Annotated in this window: 20 protein-coding genes; 14 read left to right on the top strand and 6 right to left on the bottom strand. The window is 39.6% G+C overall.

Annotation, left to right across the window (positions count from 1 at the left end; genetic code table 11):
* Window positions 1-33 precede the first annotated feature (33 nt).
* On the bottom strand, window positions 34-471 hold the full coding sequence (gene hemJ, locus QQK02_RS12145) for a protoporphyrinogen oxidase HemJ (RefSeq protein ID WP_284208319.1): 438 nt from the start codon (window positions 469-471) through the stop codon (window positions 34-36).
* Window positions 471-2,156 carry a chloride channel protein gene (locus QQK02_RS12150; protein WP_284208321.1) on the bottom strand — a complete coding sequence of 562 codons (1,686 nt, stop codon included), beginning with the start codon at window positions 2,154-2,156 and terminating at the stop codon, window positions 471-473. The genes hemJ and QQK02_RS12150 overlap by 1 nt, the downstream gene beginning before the upstream one ends.
* A 59-nt stretch (window positions 2,157-2,215) precedes the next feature.
* Between QQK02_RS12150 and QQK02_RS12155 the strand changes: the two genes are divergently transcribed.
* The 5 genes from QQK02_RS12155 (at window position 2,216) to QQK02_RS12175 (ending at window position 9,524) form a co-directional block, all read left to right on the top strand.
* Window positions 2,216-2,941, top strand: coding sequence for a DUF6776 family protein (locus QQK02_RS12155; RefSeq protein WP_284208322.1), 726 nt, complete (start codon window positions 2,216-2,218; stop codon window positions 2,939-2,941).
* A 115-nt stretch (window positions 2,942-3,056) separates the two neighbouring features.
* A complete protein-coding gene (erpA, locus tag QQK02_RS12160) occupies window positions 3,057-3,398 on the top strand; it encodes an iron-sulfur cluster insertion protein ErpA (protein WP_284208323.1) in 342 nt (113 codons plus the stop codon).
* A gap of 448 nt (window positions 3,399-3,846) precedes the next feature.
* A complete protein-coding gene (locus QQK02_RS12165; protein WP_284208324.1) occupies window positions 3,847-4,935 on the top strand; it encodes an efflux RND transporter periplasmic adaptor subunit in 1,089 nt (362 codons plus the stop codon).
* 4 nt (window positions 4,936-4,939) lie between these two features.
* Window positions 4,940-8,080: an efflux RND transporter permease subunit gene (locus QQK02_RS12170; protein ID WP_284208325.1), complete on the top strand. Its 3,141-nt coding sequence runs from the start codon at window positions 4,940-4,942 to the stop codon at window positions 8,078-8,080.
* A 22-nt stretch (window positions 8,081-8,102) separates the two neighbouring features.
* A complete protein-coding gene (locus QQK02_RS12175; RefSeq protein WP_284208326.1) occupies window positions 8,103-9,524 on the top strand; it encodes a M20/M25/M40 family metallo-hydrolase in 1,422 nt (473 codons plus the stop codon).
* 72 nt (window positions 9,525-9,596) lie between these two features.
* On the opposite strand, the gene QQK02_RS12180 is transcribed toward QQK02_RS12175, so the two are convergent.
* Entirely contained in the window at window positions 9,597-10,766 is a 1,170-nt protein-coding gene (locus tag QQK02_RS12180) for an HD-GYP domain-containing protein (RefSeq protein WP_284208327.1), read from the bottom strand.
* Window positions 10,767-10,959: 193 nt separating this feature from the next.
* On the opposite strand from QQK02_RS12180, the gene QQK02_RS12185 reads away from it, so the two are divergent.
* The 3 genes from QQK02_RS12185 to rlmB all read left to right on the top strand — a co-directional run bounded on the left by QQK02_RS12185 (window position 10,960) and on the right by rlmB (window position 14,844).
* Window positions 10,960-11,574, top strand: coding sequence for a tetratricopeptide repeat protein (locus QQK02_RS12185; RefSeq protein WP_284208328.1), 615 nt, complete (start codon window positions 10,960-10,962; stop codon window positions 11,572-11,574).
* A gap of 89 nt (window positions 11,575-11,663) precedes the next feature.
* The gene (gene rnr / locus QQK02_RS12190; RefSeq protein ID WP_284208349.1) at window positions 11,664-14,069 is read left to right on the top strand and encodes a ribonuclease R; all 2,406 of its coding nucleotides are present in this window, start codon (window positions 11,664-11,666) and stop codon (window positions 14,067-14,069) included.
* A gap of 16 nt (window positions 14,070-14,085) precedes the next feature.
* Window positions 14,086-14,844, top strand: coding sequence for a 23S rRNA (guanosine(2251)-2'-O)-methyltransferase RlmB (rlmB, locus tag QQK02_RS12195; RefSeq protein ID WP_284208329.1), 759 nt, complete (start codon window positions 14,086-14,088; stop codon window positions 14,842-14,844).
* Here rlmB and QQK02_RS12200 read toward each other — a convergent pair.
* Window positions 14,834-15,721: a type 2 periplasmic-binding domain-containing protein gene (locus QQK02_RS12200; RefSeq protein WP_284208330.1), complete on the bottom strand. Its 888-nt coding sequence runs from the start codon at window positions 15,719-15,721 to the stop codon at window positions 14,834-14,836. The genes rlmB and QQK02_RS12200 overlap by 11 nt on opposite strands.
* A gap of 111 nt (window positions 15,722-15,832) precedes the next feature.
* Window positions 15,833-17,668: a methyl-accepting chemotaxis protein gene (locus QQK02_RS12205; RefSeq protein ID WP_284208331.1), complete on the bottom strand. Its 1,836-nt coding sequence runs from the start codon at window positions 17,666-17,668 to the stop codon at window positions 15,833-15,835.
* A gap of 316 nt (window positions 17,669-17,984) precedes the next feature.
* Here QQK02_RS12205 and QQK02_RS12210 point away from each other — a divergent pair, with 316 nt between their 5' ends.
* From QQK02_RS12210 to QQK02_RS12235, 6 genes are all read left to right on the top strand, one after another.
* Window positions 17,985-19,085 (top strand): ABC transporter substrate-binding protein, encoded by a 1,101-nt coding sequence (locus QQK02_RS12210; RefSeq protein WP_284208350.1) that lies wholly within the window; start codon window positions 17,985-17,987, stop codon window positions 19,083-19,085.
* A 185-nt stretch (window positions 19,086-19,270) separates the two neighbouring features.
* On the top strand, window positions 19,271-19,666 hold the full coding sequence (gene rpsF, locus QQK02_RS12215) for a 30S ribosomal protein S6 (protein WP_284208332.1): 396 nt from the start codon (window positions 19,271-19,273) through the stop codon (window positions 19,664-19,666).
* Window positions 19,667-19,673: 7 nt separating this feature from the next.
* A complete protein-coding gene (priB, locus tag QQK02_RS12220) occupies window positions 19,674-19,982 on the top strand; it encodes a primosomal replication protein N (protein WP_284208333.1) in 309 nt (102 codons plus the stop codon).
* Between the two features lie 46 nt (window positions 19,983-20,028).
* Window positions 20,029-20,256 (top strand): 30S ribosomal protein S18, encoded by a 228-nt coding sequence (gene rpsR / locus QQK02_RS12225; RefSeq protein WP_193023113.1) that lies wholly within the window; start codon window positions 20,029-20,031, stop codon window positions 20,254-20,256.
* A 20-nt stretch (window positions 20,257-20,276) separates the two neighbouring features.
* Window positions 20,277-20,729, top strand: coding sequence for a 50S ribosomal protein L9 (gene rplI / locus QQK02_RS12230; protein ID WP_284208334.1), 453 nt, complete (start codon window positions 20,277-20,279; stop codon window positions 20,727-20,729).
* A gap of 139 nt (window positions 20,730-20,868) precedes the next feature.
* On the top strand, window positions 20,869-22,713 hold the full coding sequence (locus QQK02_RS12235; protein WP_284208336.1) for an EAL domain-containing protein: 1,845 nt from the start codon (window positions 20,869-20,871) through the stop codon (window positions 22,711-22,713).
* Here QQK02_RS12235 and QQK02_RS12240 read toward each other — a convergent pair.
* A complete protein-coding gene (locus tag QQK02_RS12240) occupies window positions 22,679-23,614 on the bottom strand; it encodes a 1-aminocyclopropane-1-carboxylate deaminase/D-cysteine desulfhydrase (protein WP_284208337.1) in 936 nt (311 codons plus the stop codon). The two genes, QQK02_RS12235 and QQK02_RS12240, sit on opposite strands and share 35 nt — an antisense overlap.
* Window positions 23,615-23,662: the final 48 nt, after the last annotated feature.

Raw genomic sequence — 23,662 nt, forward strand, 5'->3', positions numbered from 1 at the left:
CGAAAACAAGCCCGTTTTATAGCGGGCTTTTTGTTATGAAAAAGTTGGTTTTAAATAAACCAAGATAATGATAGCAAACAAAATAAGAACAGGGACTTCATTAAAAATTCGATAGAAGCGACCTGAGCGTGTGTTTTTATCTTCAGCAAAGGTTTTAAGTAGCTTAAAACAATAAATATGGTAGCCAATTAATAGTACTACCAAGGTTACTTTAATGTGTAACCAGTGGCTGGCTGCAAACCAAGCCATGCCATAAAAGTGGATCAGTGCGATGCCTAAAAGCACTGTTAGAATACCAAAAGGTGTCACAAAATAAAGCAATCGTTTTTCCATGCCTTTTAAATGCTCAGCAACTGCTTGGTTGTCGGTTTCTGCATGATTTACAAACAACCTAGGTAGGTAAAAAATGCCTGCAAACCAAGCAACCATAAAAATAACGTGGAAGGCTTTAAGCCAGAGCAATGTTGTCATTAGGTGAGTTTCCCTTCGTGTAAATAACTACGAATTTGTTCAAAACTAATCATGCCAATAATGTTAGCTTTTTCTTGTTGATAAATATATACGCCACCACAGCGTTCTGTTTTTAACGCTAGGTAAGCTTCTGCTAGTGTAGCTTGAGAAGAGATTGGCTTGAGTTGATAGGTATCAATTTGACTGACGTTATTAATAACTAAATGCTGGTGCCAATAATAATGAATATGGCCTTCCTGATCTTGTTCCTGGCTAACGACATACTCTTCTAACGATGTTGTCAGTGCTTCTTGTTGTGCTGAACCACGATCCAACATCAGAACTTTCAACCGTTCCTGCATTATACCGATAACACCAATACGTTGAAGAGAAGTCTCTAACGGTGGTTTGCGATAAGGTAAGTTTTGCAAGTTTAATTGCATGATAAATATAGAACGGTTATTAAAAAATTGCCCTGAAATTAAACATGCAGTTGAAATGACGATCATCGCAGGTACAACAACTTCTAATTGGTTCGACAATTCAACAACGGCTAATAAAGCCGCTAACGGAGCATTTAAGGTTGCCGCCATAAACCCCGCCATACCCATCAGTGCCATGTCATTTGCTACGTTTGGTATATCAATAAATGGCCCAATAGCTATCGACATGGTAATGCCTGTTAGCGCACCAATAGCTAAAATTGGACCTATCATCCCACCGGGTATACCAAGGCCGATGGCAAATAATGTCATTAATATTTTAGCGATCAGCAAATAGCAGATAATTTTCCACTGTTCATTAATGTCCAACCCTAAAGCAAGGGAAACTTCAGAATGTAAAGGGTCGATGGTCACAGGGGCAAATAACGCAAAAAGCCCAGTAATGATGGCGGCAAGGCCTAATCGAATGACTATTGGCCAACGTTTAAATTTATCAAGAATATAAATAAGAGAGTGATTAAAGGCTGAAGCTAATGCCCCAAGAAGAATACCGAGCAAGACCAAATACGGAAATATTGAATGGTCGAGGGACAAGATTGAGAAAAAATCAAACTCAAGTACTGGGCCATAAACGCTACTTGTCACCATAGAGCCAATGATTGACGCAAGCATGATCGGGATGAAAATATGAATTTTGTATTCCCGTAAAATGACCTCCATAACAAACATTACCGCCGCAATCGGGGTGTTGAAGGTTGCAGCGATAGCAGCGGCTATGCCGCTAGCACAAAGTGTTCGTATACTATTGTAAGGTAAGTTGAGCTTATTACCTACATAACTTGCACCTGCAGCACCAATATGAACGGCAGGCCCCTCTCTACCAACAGAAAATCCAGCCGCTAAAGCAACCGCTCCGCCCCAAAACTGATTGAGTGTATTTCTAAAGGGAATAACACCGTAAGCTATCTTTAAACGGTGCAGAACAAAGGGAATACCAGAACGAATATATTGATACCCTGTTAGCCAAGACATAGCTAAAATCAGTGAAACACCTGCAATAGGGATTAAAAAACGACTTAGTGCATCAAAGCTGATATACTGGCCAACTTGATACTTAAAAAGCTCCTCTAGGCCATCAATAGTCAGAGTAAAAAGTATAATTAGTAGCGCAGCAAAAAAGCCGCCAAATATGGCAAGTAAACATAGTTGCCATGAAGTTTGCGGTAAAGCTAAACGTTTTTTAAAAGCGCTAACAGGTTTCATAGGTGTTTATTAATGCCTTGCTGTTGGCATATCGAAGTTAGTTACATAATACGTTAATAATGAATTGGTTAGCAAAAATAAATCTTAGTGTTGTTGTAGAAAGGTTAGGACCATTTCGTTCGGCATTGCTTCTACTGTCGTTAATTGCAGTCAGCATCTTCAGTGGTTATCGCTTAGGTAACTACTATAATAACTATCAAGTTAAAACCATCGAGAATCAAGCCAGTCGGTTGAATAACCTCTATCAAATTCAACAAGATCAAGCGTCTAGAATTAATACCTTGTTGGTTGAATTGGAAGTAGAAAAGCTTGCAAGCGAACAAGCGGCCACTTCACTAAGAGCGTTACAAGCAGAGCACTTTGCTATTAAAAAAGAACTCGCTTTTTATGAAAAAGTCATGGCGCCAGAAAAGCAAGCAGACGGGTTAGTGATTGATAATGTGATTATTACGCCAACACAAAGCCATAATCATTATCGTTATCAAGTTATTCTTGTTCAGCAGCAAGCCAATAAACGTTATGCAAAAGGCTACATTGAGTTGTCATTAAAAGGTAGTCAAAGCCAAAAGCCAGCACGTATTGATTTATCTAAACTTGCCAATATCGACAAAAAGCAACGGTCATTTAGCTTACAGTACTTCCAAATACTCGAAGGTGAATTTACTCTGCCAGAAGAGTTTAGTGCTGAGCAATTAGATGTTTCAGTTATCCTTCCTAAGGGAAAATGGCAGAAATATCATAGCATTGACCAAAATTATCAATGGCAACAAATCCTTTCATTATAAGAATAGCGTCTAAGCGGTAGCAAAATTTTACAAGCTTAATGCGACAAATACTTGATTAAATTAGTCAGGTTTAAGATAATTCGCCCCTAATGAATTCCTGAAGTTAAGAAAGCAGATGTCAGCCACACAATTACCGATTAAATTTACTGATGCAGCCGCAAGCAAAGTCTTATCGCTGATCACTGAAGAAGAAAACCCAGAATTAAAACTGCGTGTTTACGTAACAGGTGGTGGTTGTTCAGGTTTCTCATACGGCTTTACTTTCGATGAGAAAGTTAACGACGGCGATATGACCGTTGAAAAATCAGGCGTGACACTTGTTGTCGACCCAATGAGTTTGCAATACCTTGTCGGTGGTGAGGTAGACTACACCGAAGGTTTAGAAGGTAGTCGCTTTTTAGTCACTAACCCAAATGCAACAACAACCTGTGGTTGTGGCTCTTCATTCTCTATTTAAAAATATAGTTTTCAACGAGTTAAAAACCAGCTTGCAAGCTGGTTTTTTTGTTTTTGAAGGTGGTAAAGCGCTCTAAATATTCTGTCACATTTTTATCAACTAAAATAATAAGACTTACGTATAATCCCCCCATTGTATAACATATAGAAAGATTAGGGGCTGTTGATCTTTCCGTTTGTCACTCTGTTGCCTTGAAAAGATGAGATTCGCGGCGCTTAAAGTAATGTTTGGTTGTTCCAAATACACTTTAAGCAACAAAGGATATCGCTTTTTCAAGACAACCCAAAGGGCTTTGCTAATTTTAAACCTAACATCGTTGAAAATCGTTAAGGTAGAACAACTACATTACTCTCTTTTCGCCTTGTTATCTGCAAAATTAGCCTAAAGCAGAGGCTAAAATGAAAGATCAACAGCCCCTAACTAAATCAAGAAGATTTGAGGAGAGAATATGAGTGGTTTATCTCGAAGTCGCCAATGGATAGAAAAAAGACCTTACATGCTTGCGGCATTGATAGTACTCATTTTAATTGTTTGGATGCTATCAGGCACATCAAGTAAGCCGGTAGAGACTGAACAAGCAGCGTCTGTTACAGAAGTCACGCCGAAAGTAAAAGTTAAACGCTTTGATGCCGAATTTGTTGATAATACGGTTGAATTATACGGGCGAACTGAACCAGATCGTGTGACCACCGTTAAAGCAGAAGTGGCTGGAAGAATTGTCAAAGTGCACGCCAAGCGCGGTGCTAATGTAACTAAAGGTCAAATTCTGGCAACGATTGATATTAAAGACTTAGAAAGCCAATTAGTGCGCTCAAAGGCTTTATTAGCGCAACGTGAATTAAATTATCAAGGTGTTGAGTCGCTTCATCAAGACGGCTATCAAGGTAAGGTTCAGTTAAGTACGGCAACCGCTGAATTAGAAGATGTTAAATCGCAAATTAAATCATTAGAGATAGCGATCGCAAATACTCAAGTGGTTGCTCCTTTTGATGGCGTGTTAAATACCCGTTATGTTGAGGAAGGTGATTATGTAAAAGTCGGCGATAAAATTGCGATGATTGCTGATCTTCAACCCATTGTGATTACTGGTTATGCAACAGAACACCAAATCAGCCAACTTAATGTTGGTCAAAAGGCCTTTATTGAGCTGTTGAACCAGCAATCTACACAAGGGCAAATTCGTTATATTGCTAGTGTAGCCGATGAAAAAACTAACACATTTAAAGTTGAAGTTTCCGTCAATAATGAAAATCAGCAATGGCGAGCAGGGCAATCAGGTACCTTAAATATTGCGCTGAATAAAACACCAGCGATTAAAGTTTCACCAGCTCTTTTGGCGTTAGATGAACAAGGCAATATTGGTATTAAAACTGTTGATAATAATCATGTGGTTTTTACTGAAATTGACATCGTTAAAAGTGAAAACGACGGTATTTGGTTGGGTGGTCTTGGTGAAAATGCCGATATTATTATTCTAGGACAAGGCTTTGTACGTGATGGTGACAAAGTAGATCCTGTCATGGATGAAAGCGAGTAACAATATGCTATCGATTATAGAAGGCGCATTGTCACGCACACGTTCAGTGTTGATGATTTTTGTTTTGTTAATCATCTCTGGTGCAATAACTTATGCCAACATAGCAAAAGAATCTAACCCTGATATTACTATTCCAACCATTTATGTTTCTATGATTCATGATGGTATCTCCCCTGAAGATGCTGAACGCATGCTCGTTCGCCCAATGGAGAATGAACTTAAATCTATTGCCGGCATTAAGGAGATGAAATCTAATGCAGGCGAAGGTCATGCATCTGTCACGTTGGAATTTGTTGCAGGTTTTAATCCAAAAGAAGCACTTGCTGATGTGCGAGACAAAGTTACCTTAGCAAAAGCTAAACTTCCGTCTGAAACCGAAGAGCCTGAAGTTCATGAAGTAACTATGGCTAACCAACAACCAGCAATAACAGTGATCTTATCAGGGCCAGTTACTGAGCGTGGCTTAGTAACATTAGCTCGAAACCTGCGCGACACCCTTGAGTCTCTTGAAGAAATACTTGAAGTTGATATCGGCGGTGATCGTGAAGATATGGTGGAGATTATTGTTGATCCACTTTTGATGGAAAGTTATGGCCTAGATTCATCTGATATTTATAACTTAGTAGAACGCAATAACCGATTGGTACCTGCAGGTACAATGGACACAGGCAAAGGGCGATTTGCTATCAAAGTACCATCTATTTTCGAAACAGTGCAAGATCTACTTGATTTACCCATTAAAGTTGATGGCGATCGAATCATTACGTTTGCCGACGTCTCAAAAGTGCGTCGTGCTTACAAAGACCCAACATCATTTGCCCGTTTAGATGGTCACCGTTCAGTCGCTATAGAAGTGAAAAAACGCCCTGGTGAAAACATTATTCATACCGTTGATAAAGTGAAGGCGATTACTGAACAGGCAAAGCAAAAATGGCCGTCGCAAGTAGCGGTAACTTATGTGGGTGATCAATCTGAAGAAGTAAAAGAAACATTAAACGACCTGCAAAACAATGTATTTTCTGCGGTACTGTTGGTGGTTATTGTTGTAATCGCTGCACTTGGTGTTCGAAGTGCGATGTTGGTTGGCTTTGCGATTCCAGGCGCATTTCTTACCGGCATTTTAGTGATCGCAATTTCAGGTTTAACAATTAACATTGTCGTGCTGTTTGGTTTGATTATGGCGGTAGGCATGCTGGTTGACGGTGCTATCGTTGTAACTGAATTTGCTGATAGGCAAATGAGTGAAGGTATCCCGCGCAAACAAGCCTACAAGATGGCATCAAAGCGCATGGCTTGGCCTATTATTGCATCAACAGCGACTACGTTAGCAGCCTTTGCTCCGTTAATGTTTTGGCCGGGTATGATGGGTGAGTTTATGAAATACTTACCATTTACGCTGATTGCAGTGTTAACTGCATCACTTGCTATGGCACTTATTTTTGTCCCTGCTATTGGTACTGTTTTTGGTAAACCTCGCGTGGTCTCGAAAGAAGAAAAAGCGCAAATGATTCAGGCTGAAGAAGGTGATATTCGAACGCTAAAAGGCTTTACCGGTAAATACGTGAATCTCTTAATGAAAGCGGTTGAACGACCTAAAACGGTAGTACTTTCAACTGTCGCAATCGCTATTTTGGTGATGTTTGCTTACGGGAAAAGCGGGCTAGGTGTTGTCTTTTTCCCTGACGTTGAGCCAAATAGTGCGACTATGGTAGTACGTTCTCATGGTGATTTATCGATGCGTGAAAAAGATGACATCATGAAAATTATTGAACAGCGTATCTTGCCGATTAGCGATATTGAAACCCTCTATACGCGAACCGGCGGTAACGATCAAATTGGTAGTTTTCAGGTTAATTTTGAGAATTGGCAAGAACGCCGTCCTGCCGATGAAGTTATTGCTGATATTCACGAGCGTACTAAAGATCTTGCGGGTATCGAGATTGAAGCACGTAAAAATAGCCCCGGACCACAAAGTGGTAAAGACTTGATCATTGAGCTAAGTTCTCGTTTTCCTGATCGTTTAGATGAAACTGTTAAAACGATTAGAAATGCGCTAATTGTTAACGGTAATTTTACCGATATTGAAGATTCAGCCTCTAAGCCAGGTATTGAATGGCAGCTTAAAATTGACCGTGCAAAAGCAGCGACCTTTGGTGCTGATGCTACCTTAGTTGGCTCAACGGTGCAGCTCGTGACTAATGGGCTGAAACTTGGTGAATACCGACCAGACGACGTTGATGACGAACTCGACATTCGTGTTCGTTTCCCTGAAGAGAAGCGTCATTTAGGGCGCTTAGACGAAATACGCGTTAAAACCGCTGCTGGTTTAGTTCCTGTTACTGGGTTTGTAGAACGTTCTGCTGCTACGAAAGTTGATACCATTCGCCGCGTTGATTCAAAACGTGTTGTTTCTGTAAAGGCAAACTTAGTTACTGGAGCGCAATTAGTAAAAGAATTGCCAAAATTAAAGGCTCAGTTTCCCGATCTGAAAATTGATCCAAGTGTCGATATTGTCATTAAAGGTCAGAACGAAGATCAACAAGAATCTCAAGACTTCTTAATCAATGCCTTTGGTGTTGCGCTATTTGTTATGGCGATTATTTTAGTGACTCAATTTAATAGCTTTTACCAAGCCTTCTTAATATTAAGTGCCGTGGTATTTTCGACGGTAGGTGTATTTCTAGCCCTTATGATCGTGCAACGTCCGTTTGGCGTGGTGATGGGGGGAATTGGGGTAATTTCATTGGCGGGTATCGTCGTAAACAACAATATCGTGTTAATCGATACTTACAACGTGTTGCGTGCTCAAGGCTATAAAGTTGTCGATGCGATATTGCGTACTGGTGCGCAACGCCTGCGTCCTGTCTTATTAACCACGGTAACCACCATATTAGGCTTGTTACCTATGGTTTTACAGGTTAATTTAGACTTCTTTAATCGTACGGCGGTTATTGGTGCACCATCCACACAATGGTGGGCTCAATTAGCGACAGCCGTCGCAGGTGGACTTGCTTTTGCAACAATTCTGACCTTGGTGATAACACCCTGTATGTTAGCGTTGAAAGATGTAAGAAAAGAGACGTTAAACAAAGCGCCTGTGTTAAAAAGAGTCGATCAATCCGAAACAATAAATGAAGTCGCTTAAGCGACACGTAATGGAGTATATTTTGTTGAAATCAAACCCTCTTGCTAGGCTGACAAAGATTTTAAGCCTAAGTGGCGCTGTGTTAACGAGTGTCATGTTTTCGTCAGCAGCAATGGCAATAACAGAGCAAGATAAAGCTGTTTTAGAGCAGTTAAAGCAATCAAGCTTGAAGTCAGATTTGTCCTATCAGTTAATTGAATCGCTAACCACTGAAGTAGGTAATCGCCTAATGGGCACAGAAGGTGACAAGCGCTCAATTGATTGGGCAGTAAAAAAAATGAAAGCCTTAGGGTTTGACAAAGTATGGACAGAAGAAGTTAAAGGTACCTACTGGCAACGTGGTCATGCTCATGCAGAAATTGTATCTCCTTACCCTCATCATGTTGTTGTGTTGGCGCTAGGTGGCAGTGTTAGTACACCTAAAGGTGGCTTAGAAGCTGAAGTTGTTCATTTTGAAACATTAGCTGATTTAAAAGCCGCGCCAGACAACAGCTTAGACGGTAAAATTGCGTTTGTTTCATATCGTATGACTAAACATATTGATGGTAAGGGTTATGGCCCAGCTGTTGGCACTCGTGTTACCGGCGCTAGCGTTGCAGCGCAAAAAGGTGCATCAGCGTTAGTGATGCGCTCTGTTGGTACAGATAACAATCGTACGGCACATACAGGTGTAATGCGCTACCAAGAAGGTATCAAAAAAATACCGGCTGTTGCGCTATCAAATCCTGATGCAGACTTACTTGTGAATCAATTGAAACGTCAGCATCCTGTCACCTTTAAACTGTCAGTAGATACCATTACTCACCATGATCAATCGGCAGTTTCTGCCAATGTAATTGGTGAAATTACTGGCAGTGAATTGCCTGATGAAATCGTGGCTATCGGTGCTCATCTAGATAGCTGGGATGTTGGCACAGGCGCTTTAGATGATGGTTTAGGGATTGGCATGACAATGGCTGCTGCTGCGCAAATCGCACAGTTAGAACAGCGTCCTAAACGTACTATCCGCGTTATTTTATTTGCAGCAGAAGAAGTGGGCTTGTTAGGTGCAAAAGAGTACTTAGTTAAACGCAATGATGATGTGAGTAACCATGTATTAGGTGCAGAATGGGATTTCGGCATGGGCCCTATTTATAAAATGACACCAGGTGTTGGTGCTGATGCATTAAACTCAATTCGCGAGTTTGCCCAAGTTATTGCGCCATTAGGTGTTGCATTATCGCCGAGAAACGACGGCGTTGCTCAGTCAGATATGAGTTTGTTAACTAAAGCAGGTATGCCAAGTGTAAACTTTGCACCAGATGGTACTGATTACTTTGATTATCACCATACTGAAAATGATACTTTAGATAAGGTAAACCCTGACGACCTAAAAATAAATACAACAATTTATACGTTGTTTGCCTACTATGCTGCACAAGCGCCAGTAGATTTTAGAAAATAGTCAGCATAATAAAGTAAAGGGGCAATGTATTTGTTACGTTGCCCCTTTTTTATGTCACTTTTAAAAGTTGATTTAACCTTGCATCAATAAGAACTCGATAATTTTATTCATATCTAAGTCAAAATCATCAGCCTTAACACCCTTAACAATAAAGTCTTCGGTATCGGTTAAATCGATATCTTCGGTCATTACATAGCGGTTATCATCAACGTTAAAGAATGAACGAACTTTAGGGCGAATTGGATCGTCTTGGTTTCTAGCTTCAACAATTGCTAGTTTGTGAGAATTGAGTTCTACTAAAGAGCCAACAGGGTATACCCCCATGCATTTTATGAATTGATCAACAAGTTGCTGATCTAAGTGCTCATCTTGAGCAAGCTTTCGTAAAATACTAAAGGCTTTAATATGCGGGTAGCCTTCTTTGTAACACCTGTCAGCCGTTAAGGCGTCAAAAATATCACAAATCGTGATCATCCTGCCGTAACGTGAAATATCTTTTTCTTCAATGTTATAAGGGTAACCTGTGCCGTTTAGTCGTTCGTGATGTAAAGCGGCAACTTCAAGGCTCAATTCAGAAACACCAGGGGTAGCCGAAATAATATCTATTGAATGATTTACATGGGTTTTCATCACGTCAAATTCTGCTTTGGTTAACCGCCCCGGTTTGTGCAAAATATTATCGTCAATTTTTATCTTGCCAACATCATGTAAAAAAGCACCAATCGTTAACTGTTGAACAAGTGGTTTGTCTAGGCCTAAATAGCGAGAAAAGATTGTCATTAAAACGGATACTGATACGGAATGCTCGAGTAAATATTCATCTTTATCGCGAATATTAATTACACAAGCCAAGGCATCAGGGTTTTTAAATACGGTATCTATCGTGATGTTGGCAATATCAATAATGGGTTCGATGTTAATTTCTTTTCCCATTGCGACGTCTTTTAATATTCGACGTTGAATATTTTTAGAATCGCTAAAGATCTTTTTGGCTTTTTTAATCTCTATAATCACAGGGCTTTGTTGCCCGTTTGAATCGTGATTGCCATTTGCAGACGCCGGGTTAAGTGCTTTATCTGTATCCACTAACACAGATATCACGCCTTTCTTAGTAAGTAAGGAGATAACATTTTTGTTTTTTATATGACCAGCACCAGTTAATGTATAAGAACCTTGTTGCTTAACAATATCGATGACGTATTCGCCAATTGATAGGGCTGATAACTCTTTTTCTATAATCATTGAAGAGTTGAAGTTACCTTAACGAGAGCGTTTAAAATTTATCTATGTTATAACTTTTAATATAAACTGAAAGCACTGAACAGACAATGTTGTAAATGTTAACTGATTGTCAATTAATAGATTTAGATCAATGTATAAACTTTTTTTCATCGTTGCCGATAACTAACTGAGTACATTTTAAAGAGGGCTGATAATGCTTCGATTGACAACTTTTCTTGCGATTTTTTTGGTACCTAGTATCGCCATAGCCCAAAACCTACAAGCTGTGCAAATCTATACAGATGACATGTTGCTTGAACTTATTAAAGAAAATAAGCATTTATCGCAAGTGGTACTCGATGAGTGTCAACTTGTGCAAGATATTGAAGCGAGAGCGATTAAGGCTAAAAAGCCGTCTTATCAGTTTTTGTGGGGCGATATGCTAGCCTACGGTGTTTGTATTAAAAAAGATGTGCCATTGGGATTACACTATATGAAACTAGCTGCAGATCAGGGACTTCCTGAAGCACTTGAGCAACTAGGTCGTTATCACCATGTTGGCAAGTTTATGCAGGTAGATATTGATCGCGCGATTATTTACTTAAAGGAAGCGGCAAGTGTGAACAATTTAAATGCACAATTGCGTTTATCCCGTTTATACAATGATGGTTACGGTAGTCCATTAGATTTCCCTGAATTGTACTCGCAGTTGCATCATGCGGTGACAGACGACAAAAACACACACCAAAAAATCGCGAGTGAGCTTGCCAAGTTGGCTAATAAAATGCCAACTCACGTTGTAGCACAAGCAAAAAAAGAGCGATATTAACGGTTAGTTGTTTAGCCGCGTAAAAGAAATTTAATACCGACAGTCACTTATTACGGTATAATTGAAAAAAAGACTAAAGATTGAATAGAGTGACTGTTAACGATCCGCACTTTGAGCGTGAAGCCAAAAAATATGAAAAACCTATTGCCAGCCGAGAATTAATCCTCGAGCTCATTGGCAAAGCCAGCATACCTTTAAATTTTAAAGGGGTATGCCAAGCCACGGGTATTGATGATGAAAATGGCAAAATCGCACTAAAAAGACGATTGCGCGCAATGGAGCAATCTGGCCAACTCTTCTTCAATAAGTTTAAACAGTACGTTATTCCCGCCAAGCGAGATGTCATTACCGGCAAGGTGATTGGTCACCGCGATGGTTATGGCTTTTTTGCACCAGATGACGGCGGCAAAGACTTCTTTATTTCCTCTCATGAAATGCAACGAGTTTTTCATGGCGATATTTGTGAAGGTATTTTACTTGAGCGAACCGATAAAAAAGGACGTAAAGAGATTCGCATTTTAGATGTCATCGAACCTCGTAAACATGGTGTGGTTGGAAGACTATTCAAAGAGCACAATATCACATTCGTTGTGCCAGACGATGCTCGTATTCAGCAAGATATTTTAATTCCACCTAAACAAAATATGGGTGCTAAGCATGGTCAAATGGTCGTGATTGACATTATTCAGCGACCATCAAAACACCGTAATGCTATGGCAAAAGTGGTGGAAGTGCTTGGTGACCATATGGCACCAGGTATGGAGATTCAAATTGCGTTACGTGAACATGATTTACCGCATGAATTTCCTGATCAAGTAAAAGCTGAAGTTGCCACTTTGGCTGATGAAGTAACCAACGACGCCAAGTTACCGCGGGTTGATTTGCGTGACTTACCTCTTCTGACGATTGACGGCGAAGATGCGCGAGACTTTGATGACGCTGTTTATTGCGAACCGAAAAAAAGTGGTGGCTGGCGCTTATGGGTTGCGATAGCAGATGTTAGTTATTATGTACGACCTGAAAGTGCGCTTGATGATGAAGCAATAGCGCGCGGCAATTCAGTTTATTTTCCATCTCAGGTTATTCCAATGTTACCTGAGAAACTTTCCAATGGCCTGTGTTCGTTAAATCCTGATGTTGATCGCCTATGTATGGTCTGTGAAATGACAGTAAGTGGGTCAGGAAAATTATCAGGAAGTAAATTCTACCCTGCTGTTATGCGCTCTAAAGCACGCTTTACCTATACAAAAGTTGCTGCAATTTTAGATGGTGATGAACAGTTAAGGGAAGAATATCAGCCATTAGTTGCTGATTTAGAAAATCTTCATGCTATGTATGTTGCATTAGCTCATGCACGAGATGAACGCGGTGCGATCGCGTTTGAAACAGAAGAGTCACAGTTTCTGTTTAATGAAGAGAAGAAAATTGAATCCATTGTGCCATTGGTTAGAAATGATGCCCACAAGATGATTGAAGAGTGCATGATTCTCGCTAACGTATCAACGGCAAAGTTTTTAGAAAAACACAAAATGCCAGGCCTCTTTCGTGTGCATGATAAACCGAGCGAAGATAAGTACCGCAACTTTATTTCGTATCTTGGTGAGCTTGGTATTGAAATGCCTTTTAGAGAAGCACCAGAACCGGCTGATTACGGGCATATTCTCGCGAAAGTAGCAGAGCGACCTGATCAAGAGCTGATACAAACAATGCTATTGCGCTCAATGAAGCAAGCCGTTTATCAGGCCGAAAACTTAGGGCACTTTGGTTTAGCACTTACGCAATATAGTCACTTTACGTCACCGATTAGGCGTTACCCAGATTTAGTTGTTCATCGTGTAATAAAAGCCGTACTTCAAGCTCAGGCTAACAGCGAAGCTAATGATGGTTGTTATAGCTATAGCGAAGAGCAAGTCACTGAGCTAGGTGAACACTGCTCAATGACAGAGCGCAGAGCCGATGATGCAACGCGAGATGTTGCTGATTGGCTTAAATGTGAATATATGCAAGATCACGTAGGTGATCACTTTACCGGCGTCATTTCAACGGTAACGAACTTTGGCTTATTCGTAAGGTTGCAAGATTTACATATTGAAGGATTGATTCATATTACTTCGTTAGGTCGTGACTTCTATCATTTTGATGATGTCCGTATGTGCTTATCGGGGGAGAATACCGGTAAGAAGTATCATGTCGGTGATGTGCTTGCCGTGCAGGTTGCCGCAGTAAACCTTGATGAGAAGAAAATAGACCTTGTTTTACAAGGTGAGAACGCTGTTATTAAAAAAGCTAAACCGCTAGCTAACATTCGAAAAAGCCCGAGTAAAAAGAGTAAGTCAAAAGCGCATAGTGGCGCAAAAAAAGCAGCGCGAGAATTTGATAAGCCCGCTAAAGGCAAAAAGAAAGACAAAACTGAAAAGTCTAAGGTTAAAAAGCGCAAAGCACGTAAATCAAGACCTGGAAAGAATGCCCGCAAAGGCGACAAATCAAAGAAATAAGTAAGAAGATTTAACTATGTCAAAACAAAACGATATTGTTCTTGGAATCCACGCGGTACAAGCGTTAATTGAACTATCTCCGGAACGCTTTATTGAAATGTGGGTGCTTAAAGGTCGCGATGATGAGCGCATGGCGCCAATTATTAACTTGGCACGAAAATATAAAATTCCTGTTCAGTTGGTACACCGTAAAGTGCTTGACGAAAAAAGCTTAGGAGAACAGCATCAAGGCGTGATTGCTCGTATTACACCAAATAAACAGTATAACGAGAATGATCTTGATGAGATTATTAGCCAAGCAGAGCGCAATGATGTCGCTCCTTTTCTTCTTATTTTAGATGGTGTGACTGATCCTCATAATCTAGGCGCTTGTTTACGAAATGCCGATGCAGCAGGCGTACAGGCGATTGTTGTTCCTAAAGATAAAGCCGCAAAAATTACAGCAACGGTTAGAAAAGTTGCCGTTGGCGCTGCTGAAACTGTGCCGCTAGTTCAGGTCACGAACCTTGCTCGCACTATGAAGCACTTGCAACAATTAGGTGTTTGGATTGTCGGAACTGCAGGTGAAACTGACACCAATTTATACGACGTTAAATTATATGGCCCGATGGCATTAGTGATGGGAGCCGAAGGAAAAGGCATGCGTCGTTTAACCCGTGAAAACTGTGATCAATTAGTAAAACTGCCTATGGCTGGTGCCGTTTCAAGCTTAAATGTTTCCGTGGCAACCGGCATTTGTTTATTTGAGATTGTAAGGCAGCGTATTAACGCTTAATTGAGTGCTGAGGATAAAGCTTTAGCCACAGTGTTGAGTGCTCAATATTAGAAATATCAGGCAGAAAGTCGTTTGATAAATGGATGTAGTTCTTGTTTCGCCATTTATCTAACGGAAATATGTTTAAGGTGCTTGTATGATTTCGCATGAGCGCCTCTAAACTCCCATCCTCATGTGCCTTCATCAATCCATAATATATTTGTTTGGCTAGCGCTGGGTGCTGTTCGTTAGTAAAAAAATAGATTGGGAAAGGGTAGTGTAATAGCGTGTCATCAAATACCGCTAAATTGGGGTACGTTAATTTTGCTTGTTCAAACTCACCATAACCTTCAAAAATAGCTCGAGGGAAATAATCACAACGTTTGAGTATGAGCATTTTAAACATCAAATCAAACCTAGTTACGCGCAATACCTCATAACCATTAGCTTCCAAGATATCCGAGTCTGGCCAGTGTTCTCCTTGGCAAGCAACTTTCTTTTTAAGTTCTTCAGGTGAAATGTCAGAAAACTGGTCAATATTATCTTCTCTTACGATAAACATCCGATAACCTAAAAGCCCCTTGAATAAGGGGATTTTTATAGGAATAAGTGTTTGTTCTCGCTCAATATTGGTGCCAGACCAATAAAGATTGACGAAATCTCTTTTAAGTAAATTAATAGAGCGACCTTGAGTCGTTTGTTGTCCGCCCAATGTTACAACTCGTTGGTATGGAAAATCTTCTTTAGATTTTTCAATAGCGAGTGTCGCGAGAGACTTGAAGTACTGATGACTCGTATCTTCGTTTGTTTGTTGCCCTAAAATGACTACATGTTTCGCGTAACAAACATTTAATATCGCAATAAGTAACCAACAGCAAAATGGAAAAAGGTATCTCAAACGTGAGCCTACTTTTGTAAGTGTTGCTATAAATATAGACTGAATTATTTTGATATGACAAAGAGAGTGTTATTCGAGAAGCGAGCACATGGTGCTCGCTTTTGTTATTTTTTATGTTGAGAGTTTATATTCAAGTAGCTGTATCGTTTTTTCATTGGCTAACACTGAAGAATCGAGGCTAGTTTGTGCTTGTCCTAGCAGTAGATCGCTTTCGTCTTTAATATCCGTAATGTTTTCTGAGATTTCATGTATTGCGACACTTTGTTCTTTTACGGCTCCTGCAATGTGCTCTGTCAGATTATGAATGGTATCTACCTCTGCGATAATGTCATTTAATGTGCTCGATGATGCTTCGATTTGAGATACATTTAACAAGCTTTTCTCGGTACAAAGGTTAACTTTTTCTACAGCACTCGCGGTAAACGATTGTAACTCTCCAATGATACTAGTGATTTGTTCCGTCGAATTTTGAGTTCTATTGGCTAAGGAACGTACTTCGTCAGCAACAACGGAGAAGCCTTTACCTAATTCACCTGCTCTTGCCGCCTCAATCGCAGCGTTTAGCGCCAATAGGTTCGTTTGATCAGCGATACCTTTAATTTCTTCGATGAACACATTAATTGCTAAACACTTTTGCTCAAGTGCATTGATATCTTCAGCAGAAGCCGTTAATTCTTGCGCGTTTTCTGATAGGAATACATTAAGTTGACTTAATTGGTCTGTGCCCTGATGAGCTTTTTTAGATATTAGTTTGGCTGTTTTAGCTGTTGATTCTGTACTTTCAACAATCTCTATCGTTGAGCTATCAAGTTGCACGGTTGCTGTAGAGACTTGTTCACATTGAATTGATTGGTGTTTTAATGCTACTTCCGTCAGTGAAGCGTGGTTTTGTGCCGCGTGACTCACTTCCCTTAACTCTTCAATGGCAATATGCATTTTATGTGTAAAGGAAATGAAGTTATTAATGGCATCAATTACTTGACCAAATTCGTCATCAGTCTCTTTGTTTACCTGCTTTGAGAAGTCTCGCGTTCTAATGATGTTTTCAATGGCGTCTACAGCACTTCTTATTGGGCAGGTTATGATGTCAATAAGTTTAAAAATAAAGACAGATAAGGCTATAGATATTGCGACAAAAGACAGCAAAGCTCCCCAAAATGCGAACGCTTCTTTTCTTTCGATAGCAGCGCCAGCTTGGGTGATGGTAGCGATTAAGATTGACTCAGATTTATGGATAGCATCTCTCATTTCACCACGAATGCCACTGCTGCTATTTAGGCCTATTTGTTGGTCTATCTCAAAATAGCTATTTACCGCCTGCTCGTAAGTGTCCAAAAACTGAATGGCTTTTTGTTGACCATTGAGTGATAAGCGAAGATCTGTAACTGCGCTGGCAAGTTTATCTAAATAGTTGGTATCAGCACGCAGCATATAATCTTTTTCATGCCGTCTGATCGTTAATAGCGCTATTTGATTACTTTTATCATTACTAGCTGACAAAATAGCTTCCAACTGATGCGTTGCACGTCTTAATTCTCCGTATTTTCCCGAGTCTTTATCTAGCCCTTTGGTTTTCATCGCTTGGCTCAATAAATCAAACTGGTGTTTATAAGCCTGTAATTGCGAAGTTAATTGTCCAATAGGTAAGTCTGCATTTAATGCTTCATCTTGAACTTTTAGCGCGTTTAAGTCATTCGTTAATGTTTGATAGGTTTTGTTATGTTTATCAAGGTAATTTTCTTGTTCTCGAATGATGAAATCTTTTTCACTGCGTCTAAGTTGTAGCGCATTTACCTCGATTGATTGAACAATAGATTTAACATTGTCGAGTTTTCTTATTTGATGTGAAAAAATATTCGTAGTGGCTAGGAGTGTTAATAAACCAGCAATAACAGATAACAATAAAATAAGCAGTTTTCGCTTAAGTGACAAAGTACGAGATGGCATGATTATTCCTTTAATTTATCGTTATTATAATGAGTAGTTGTTGGATGTTTTATTTTTACGTCATGAATTTGTCATATTTATGTAACAAACTCACCTGATTTTTGTCTTGTAAGGGAGTTAAATGTAAGTAGTTGTGTTTTCGGTGAAGTTATAGTCAATACCCATGATTTTGTTATGGTTTTTAGCGAAGTGAAAGCTGTTTGCTATTTATGTGTTGGAAGATTTTGTCTTAGCCCATTGCGAAATAAGGTTTTATGGGTAAAGCTTAGCAATAGTAAAGGTAACTTTTAGGCGTTTTTGCTAAGGCGGTTGTTTGGTGTTGATAAAGTTGGTGTTGCTTATTTTTATTGTGTTAAGTGCTCCTTTTTATGCGTGTGCAGATCAAATCAATAATATTGTGCTTGGTGTGTCAAATGCGACATCTGGCCCAGCAAGCCAACTTGGTAGCAAACTCAATAACGGGGCAATAGCATTTTTCAATAAGCTTAATAGAGCGGGCGGTATCCACGGACAAAGCGTTGAATTACAACTTCTCGATGATAGTTATGAGCCTTATTTAACGAAGAAAAACACCCAATCTTTATTAACGAAATTTAATGTGTTTGCATTATTTAATTATGTAGGCACGCCAACCAGTCATTCTATCTACCAGCAAATCATTGACCAACAGATCATTTATTTAACGCCTTTTACGGGTGCTCAGTTTTTAAGAGAGCCTTTTGCTAATAATATTGTTCATCTGCGTGCAAGTTATCGGCGAGAAGTTGAGGCGCATGTTAAATATTTGGTTGAAGATAAAAAAATTCGTGAAATTGGTATTATGGTACAAGCAGACCAATTTGGTGCTGCGCTGGAAGAAGAATATATTAGAGCGTTAGCTGCTTACGGTTTAAGCCTTGTGGTAAATACGCGCTTTCGTCGCAATACATTAGATGTTCATTGGGCATTAACTAAATTAAAGAAAAGTAATGCTCAAGCAATAGGCTTTGCAGGTACTTATAAACCATTGGCATCATTGATTAATAAAGCGACTCAACAAGGTTTTACACCTTTTTTTATGAGCGTCTCCTTTGTTTCTAGTCAAGACCTGTTTTCACGTATTCAGCCTAGCAATAAAGTCTTTGTTTCAGAGGTAATGCCTGATCCAAAAACTTGTCGTTTAGCTATATGTGATGATTTCATAAACGACATGGATACTTTAGGGATTAAGTCTTATGGTCGTATTGAACTCGAAGGTTACGTTAATGCCTATTTGTTTAGCCAATTAGCGAGCAAATGTGAGGCCCCTTTGACAAAATCTTGTTTTCTTCAACAAGCCAATCAATGGCATCGTCAGACGCTAGGAAAAAACAAACGCTTCAATGAATTACAAGATATTTTGAATGTTAATGTAGAGCTGGTTAGCCGCTCAAAATAACACTTTTCCCCAATCAATAGCTCTAATTCCAGCGCTTATTATTAAATAATCTGAAATGATTGCATTTAGTGTTCATTTTACCTACAATACGCGACCTTAATTCAGCCCATTAAAATTTTGTTCCTTGTCTCAATACTGGCGAAGGGCTGAACCAGATAAGAGACTACAACCGTAAGGAGCTCGTAATGCGTCATTACGAAATCGTTTTTATGGTTCACCCTGATCAGAGTGAACAAGTACCAGGTATGATTCAGCGTTATACTGATCTTATCACTGGTGCCGAAGGTCAAATCCACCGTCTTGAAGACTGGGGCCGTCGTCAATTAGCTTACCCAATCAACAAACTACACAAGGCACACTACGTTTTATTAAACGTTGAAGCGCCTCAGTCAGTTATTGATGAGTTAGAAACTTCTTTCCGTTATAACGATGTTGTTATTCGTAACATGATCATGCGCACGAAAGGCGCGGTAACTGAAGCTTCAGCAATGGCTGCTGCTAAAGAAGACCGTCGTGAAGTTAAGAAAGAGGTTACTGAAGCACCAGCTGCTCCTGCAAAGGAAGAAGCTGCAAGCGAATAAGTAATCTGTGACACAAAATAGTCTAACGATAGAAGCTGTTGTTTTTAAAACACCTAAGCTAACATCGAGCCCTGTGGGGATTAAGCACTGTCAATTTACTATCGAGCATCGCTCTATGCAGGTTGAAGCGCAAATGAACCGCCAAGCATTTGTAAGAATGCAAGTCGTGGCAACAGGCGATTGGTCACAACACTTAACGAGTGAATTAGTTGAAGGCAAGCAAGTAAGAGTGACTGGTTTTTTAAACCGTCATGAAACAAGAAATGGAAATCCACTCCTTGTATTGCATGCCCAACAAATTGAAATGATTAATTAGTAAATACTCAACGAAAATTGAATGTTTACATAATAGGAGAAATCCCATGTCACGTTTTTTTAGACGTCGTAAGTTCTGCCGCTTCTCAGCGGAAGGCGCTGCTGAAATCGATTACAAAGATATCGCAACGTTAAAAAACTATATCACTGAAAGTGGTAAAATTGTTCCTAGCCGTATCACTGGTACAAGTGCTAAATATCAACGTCAACTTGGTCGTGCGATCAAGCGTGCTCGTTACTTAGCATTATTACCGTATACTGATTTACACAAGTAACCTAATAAGGGGTTTTGAAAATGGAAGTAATTCTTCTTGATAAAATCGCCAAATTAGGCGGCCTTGGTGACAAGGTAACTGTAAAGTCTGGTTACGCTCGTAACTACTTATTACCAAAAGGTAAGGCAGTATTCGCATCTAAAGCAAACGTTGAGCACTTTGAAGCTCGTCGTGCTGATTTAGAAAAGCAATTAGCTGAAGTTTTAGCTGCTGCTGAAGCAAAAGCTGCTAAAATCGTTGAATTAGCTGAAGTTACTATTGCATCTACTGCAGGTGACGAAGGTAAATTATTCGGTTCTATCGGTACTAAAGACATCGCTGATGCAATCACTGCAGCAGGCGTTGAAGTTGCTAAAGCACAAGTACGTATGCCTTTAGGTACTATTCGTGAAACAGGTGAATTCGAAATCGCAATTCACTTACACAACGATGTAGATACTCAAATCAAAGTAAACGTTATCGCTGAAGCATAATTTTTACCTTGTTTGAAAAACACCGTACTCGAAAGAGACGGTGTTTTTTTATATCTAATGTAAAGTAACTCAATTCATTAAGAAAAAATTCACGAACTTGCTACAATTAAAAAACTGCTAATTATTGTTGGGTACCTATATGACGCAACTTGTCAAAAATACACATAAAAAAGTTATTCAATTACTGGGTGTCTTTTTGGCTGTTGGTTACCTTATCGCAATAGGTACGTTGACTTGGCAATTGCAACAGCAAGCGCATCAAACGGCTCAATTTATCAAGCCATTATTGGAAAGTAGCGTTCAATATGAAAGTGCCCTAAGCACGACAACCATCGAGCAAGTCATTGTTACCGATAAAATTGTCTATCAAAATGAATCAAGCATCGCACCTTGGGCGAAAGAGCGGGTAATTGTCAGCGAGCAGATAGTGCTTATTAGACCGACGCTATGGTACCAAGTGATGAATTCTCCGGTGTTTATCATACTAACGGCGCTTTTTATCGCGCTGATCGCTTTGGTTTGGAAACGCTCACAAGCTTATGTTGAAACAGCGCTTAGTGAAATTAATGAAATAGAGCATTGGGCGAACACAGCGATTGTTCAAGGTAATTATCAAGCAGTAACGGTAGAGCATCCTATAGGTTATGCCATTAACCACTTACGAAAATCGATGCTTCATGCGCAAAACCAAGACAGCCTGTTTGATAAAGCAATAAAAGAAAGTGCGTTGTTAGATGATGAGACAGGAATAGGCAATAAAGCGTACTTCACCAGCAGGCTTAGTGCGTTAATGGCGGAAGAAGATGCCCGTGGCGCGGTTTATATTATACAATGCCAAGGCTGCGATATTATTCATTCGCTCTATGGCCATGAACAAGCGATCCATGTCATTGAAATGGTGATTCAAAGTATTGAAAAACGCTTTGAACAACGCGCCAACTTCTATTTAGCACGTTGCCAAGAGTATGAATTAGCGCTACTAGTACCGCATATTTTTGTTAAAGAAGCCGAAAAACTTGCCAACCAACTATTGAAAGCGATTCTCAATATTATTTTGCCTGTTGGTATTAACAAAGACGATTTTTGCCATATTGGTATGAGTTATTTTAAATCCAATGATAAGTCGTTTCAGGTGCTAGCAGAAGCTGATATGGCATTGCGAACAGCCCAACTTCAAGGTCCTTCTCAGTGGTTTATGTACGACGACGGCGAGATCCCGCATGAAAGTGCGAAAGGTTCCTTGAAGTGGCGAACATTTTTAGAAAACGCTATTAGAAATAACAGCTTTGTTATCTTCTTTCAGCCTGTTATCGAACGCTTTTCTGACAATATATTGCATCATGAAGTACTTACCAAGGTAAGAGATGAGAAGGGTGAGTTGATCAGTGCTCGAGTCTTTCTTCCAATGGCTAAAAAGTGTGGCTTATCTGCGCCCATTGACTTATTGGTGATTAAGCAGATTTGTCGGTTGCTAACGTACGAGCCAGATAAACAAGACCATTGCAGTGTTAATCTATCCGTTGATGCGTTGTTAGATAACAATTTTGTTGAGAAGCTCCATGAATTACTCAAAGAGCATCAACACATAGCACCTAGACTGATTATTGAAGTGAGTGAATATCAGTTAGTGAATCATTTAAAAGAGTTAAAGCCTATATTATTTAAACTAACTTTACTCGGGGTTCAATTACTTGCAGATAAAGTTGGTCAGTATGTTGTTAGCGCTCAATATTTGAAGCAACTGCCTATCCGCTACGTTAAACTTCATCGTTCAATTGTCATGAATATTGAGCAAAAACCTGAAAACCAAATGTTTGTTCAAAGTATGCGAATTTTGTGTGAACCGTTGAAAGTGAAGATATTTGCATTAGGTGTAGAGAATCAAAATGAATGGCGCACATTAACCAAACTGGGCGTGCAAGGTGGTCAGGGCCATTACTTTACTGAACCTATTGCACAAGTTGCCAAGGCCATTGGTCACTAGCAAGCTTTTTCCTTTCAAGTAAACCATTGATACCCTGTAGCCCGCCTGTATGCAGCAGCACTACAGTTTGTCCAGCTTCAAAATACCCTTGCTCTACCAATGTTAAAAAGCCAAGCATCATTTTACCTGAATATACCGGTTCGAAGGTGATGCCCATTTGTTGGTTAATTTTTGCCAGCGTATTTGCATCATCATTGGAGAACTTCGCGTAACCACCTAAATGAAAGTCATTAAATAATTGCCAGTTGTTTAGATTTTGCGTTTGATTCGATAGTAAATGCTCAATTTCTTCTTTTAAATAATGAGCACCTTTTAACACGTTAATCCCCAAAATTGGATGACGATTGTCATCTGCTGAAATTAAACCAGAAATAGTACCCGCACTACCTACCGGTGTAATAATCGTGTCGTAATCTAGCTGCTGATCTAATTCGGTAATAACTTCTGCAACCCCTTTTAAGGCGAGTTGATTTGTTCCTCCTTCAGGTACAATCAGGTAATTTGCGTACTTTTTCTGTAATTGCGCTAAGTAATCGGCTTGGTTGCGATGCTTATAAGTTAATCTATCGACAAACTGGCAGTCCATTCCCCAAGAGCTTGCTTGTGATAAGGTTGCGTTGCTCAGGTAATGAGGCTCGCCTCGAATAATGCCGACAGCATTTAATTGATTTAGTTTACAAGCATAAGATAAAGCGTGGATGTGGTTTGAGTATGCCCCGCCAAAACTAACGATGCCTGTTTTACCTGATGCTTTGGCTAGCGCAATGTTATATTTTAATTTTCGCCATTTATTACCGGAAATAATAGGATGAATTAAATCATCTCTTTTGACGTAAACTTTGATCTTTGCATGAGCAAAAATTGGATGTTGAATTGCTGTGATAGGGCTTGAATTAGGCATAAAAGGTTATGAAAAAGTTAGCATTTTTATCATTAATTCGTTAAAAAA

Origin of the sequence: Thalassotalea eurytherma (assembly GCF_030161415.1) — a bacterium.
GTDB lineage: Bacteria > Pseudomonadota > Gammaproteobacteria > Enterobacterales > Alteromonadaceae > Thalassotalea_G > Thalassotalea_G eurytherma.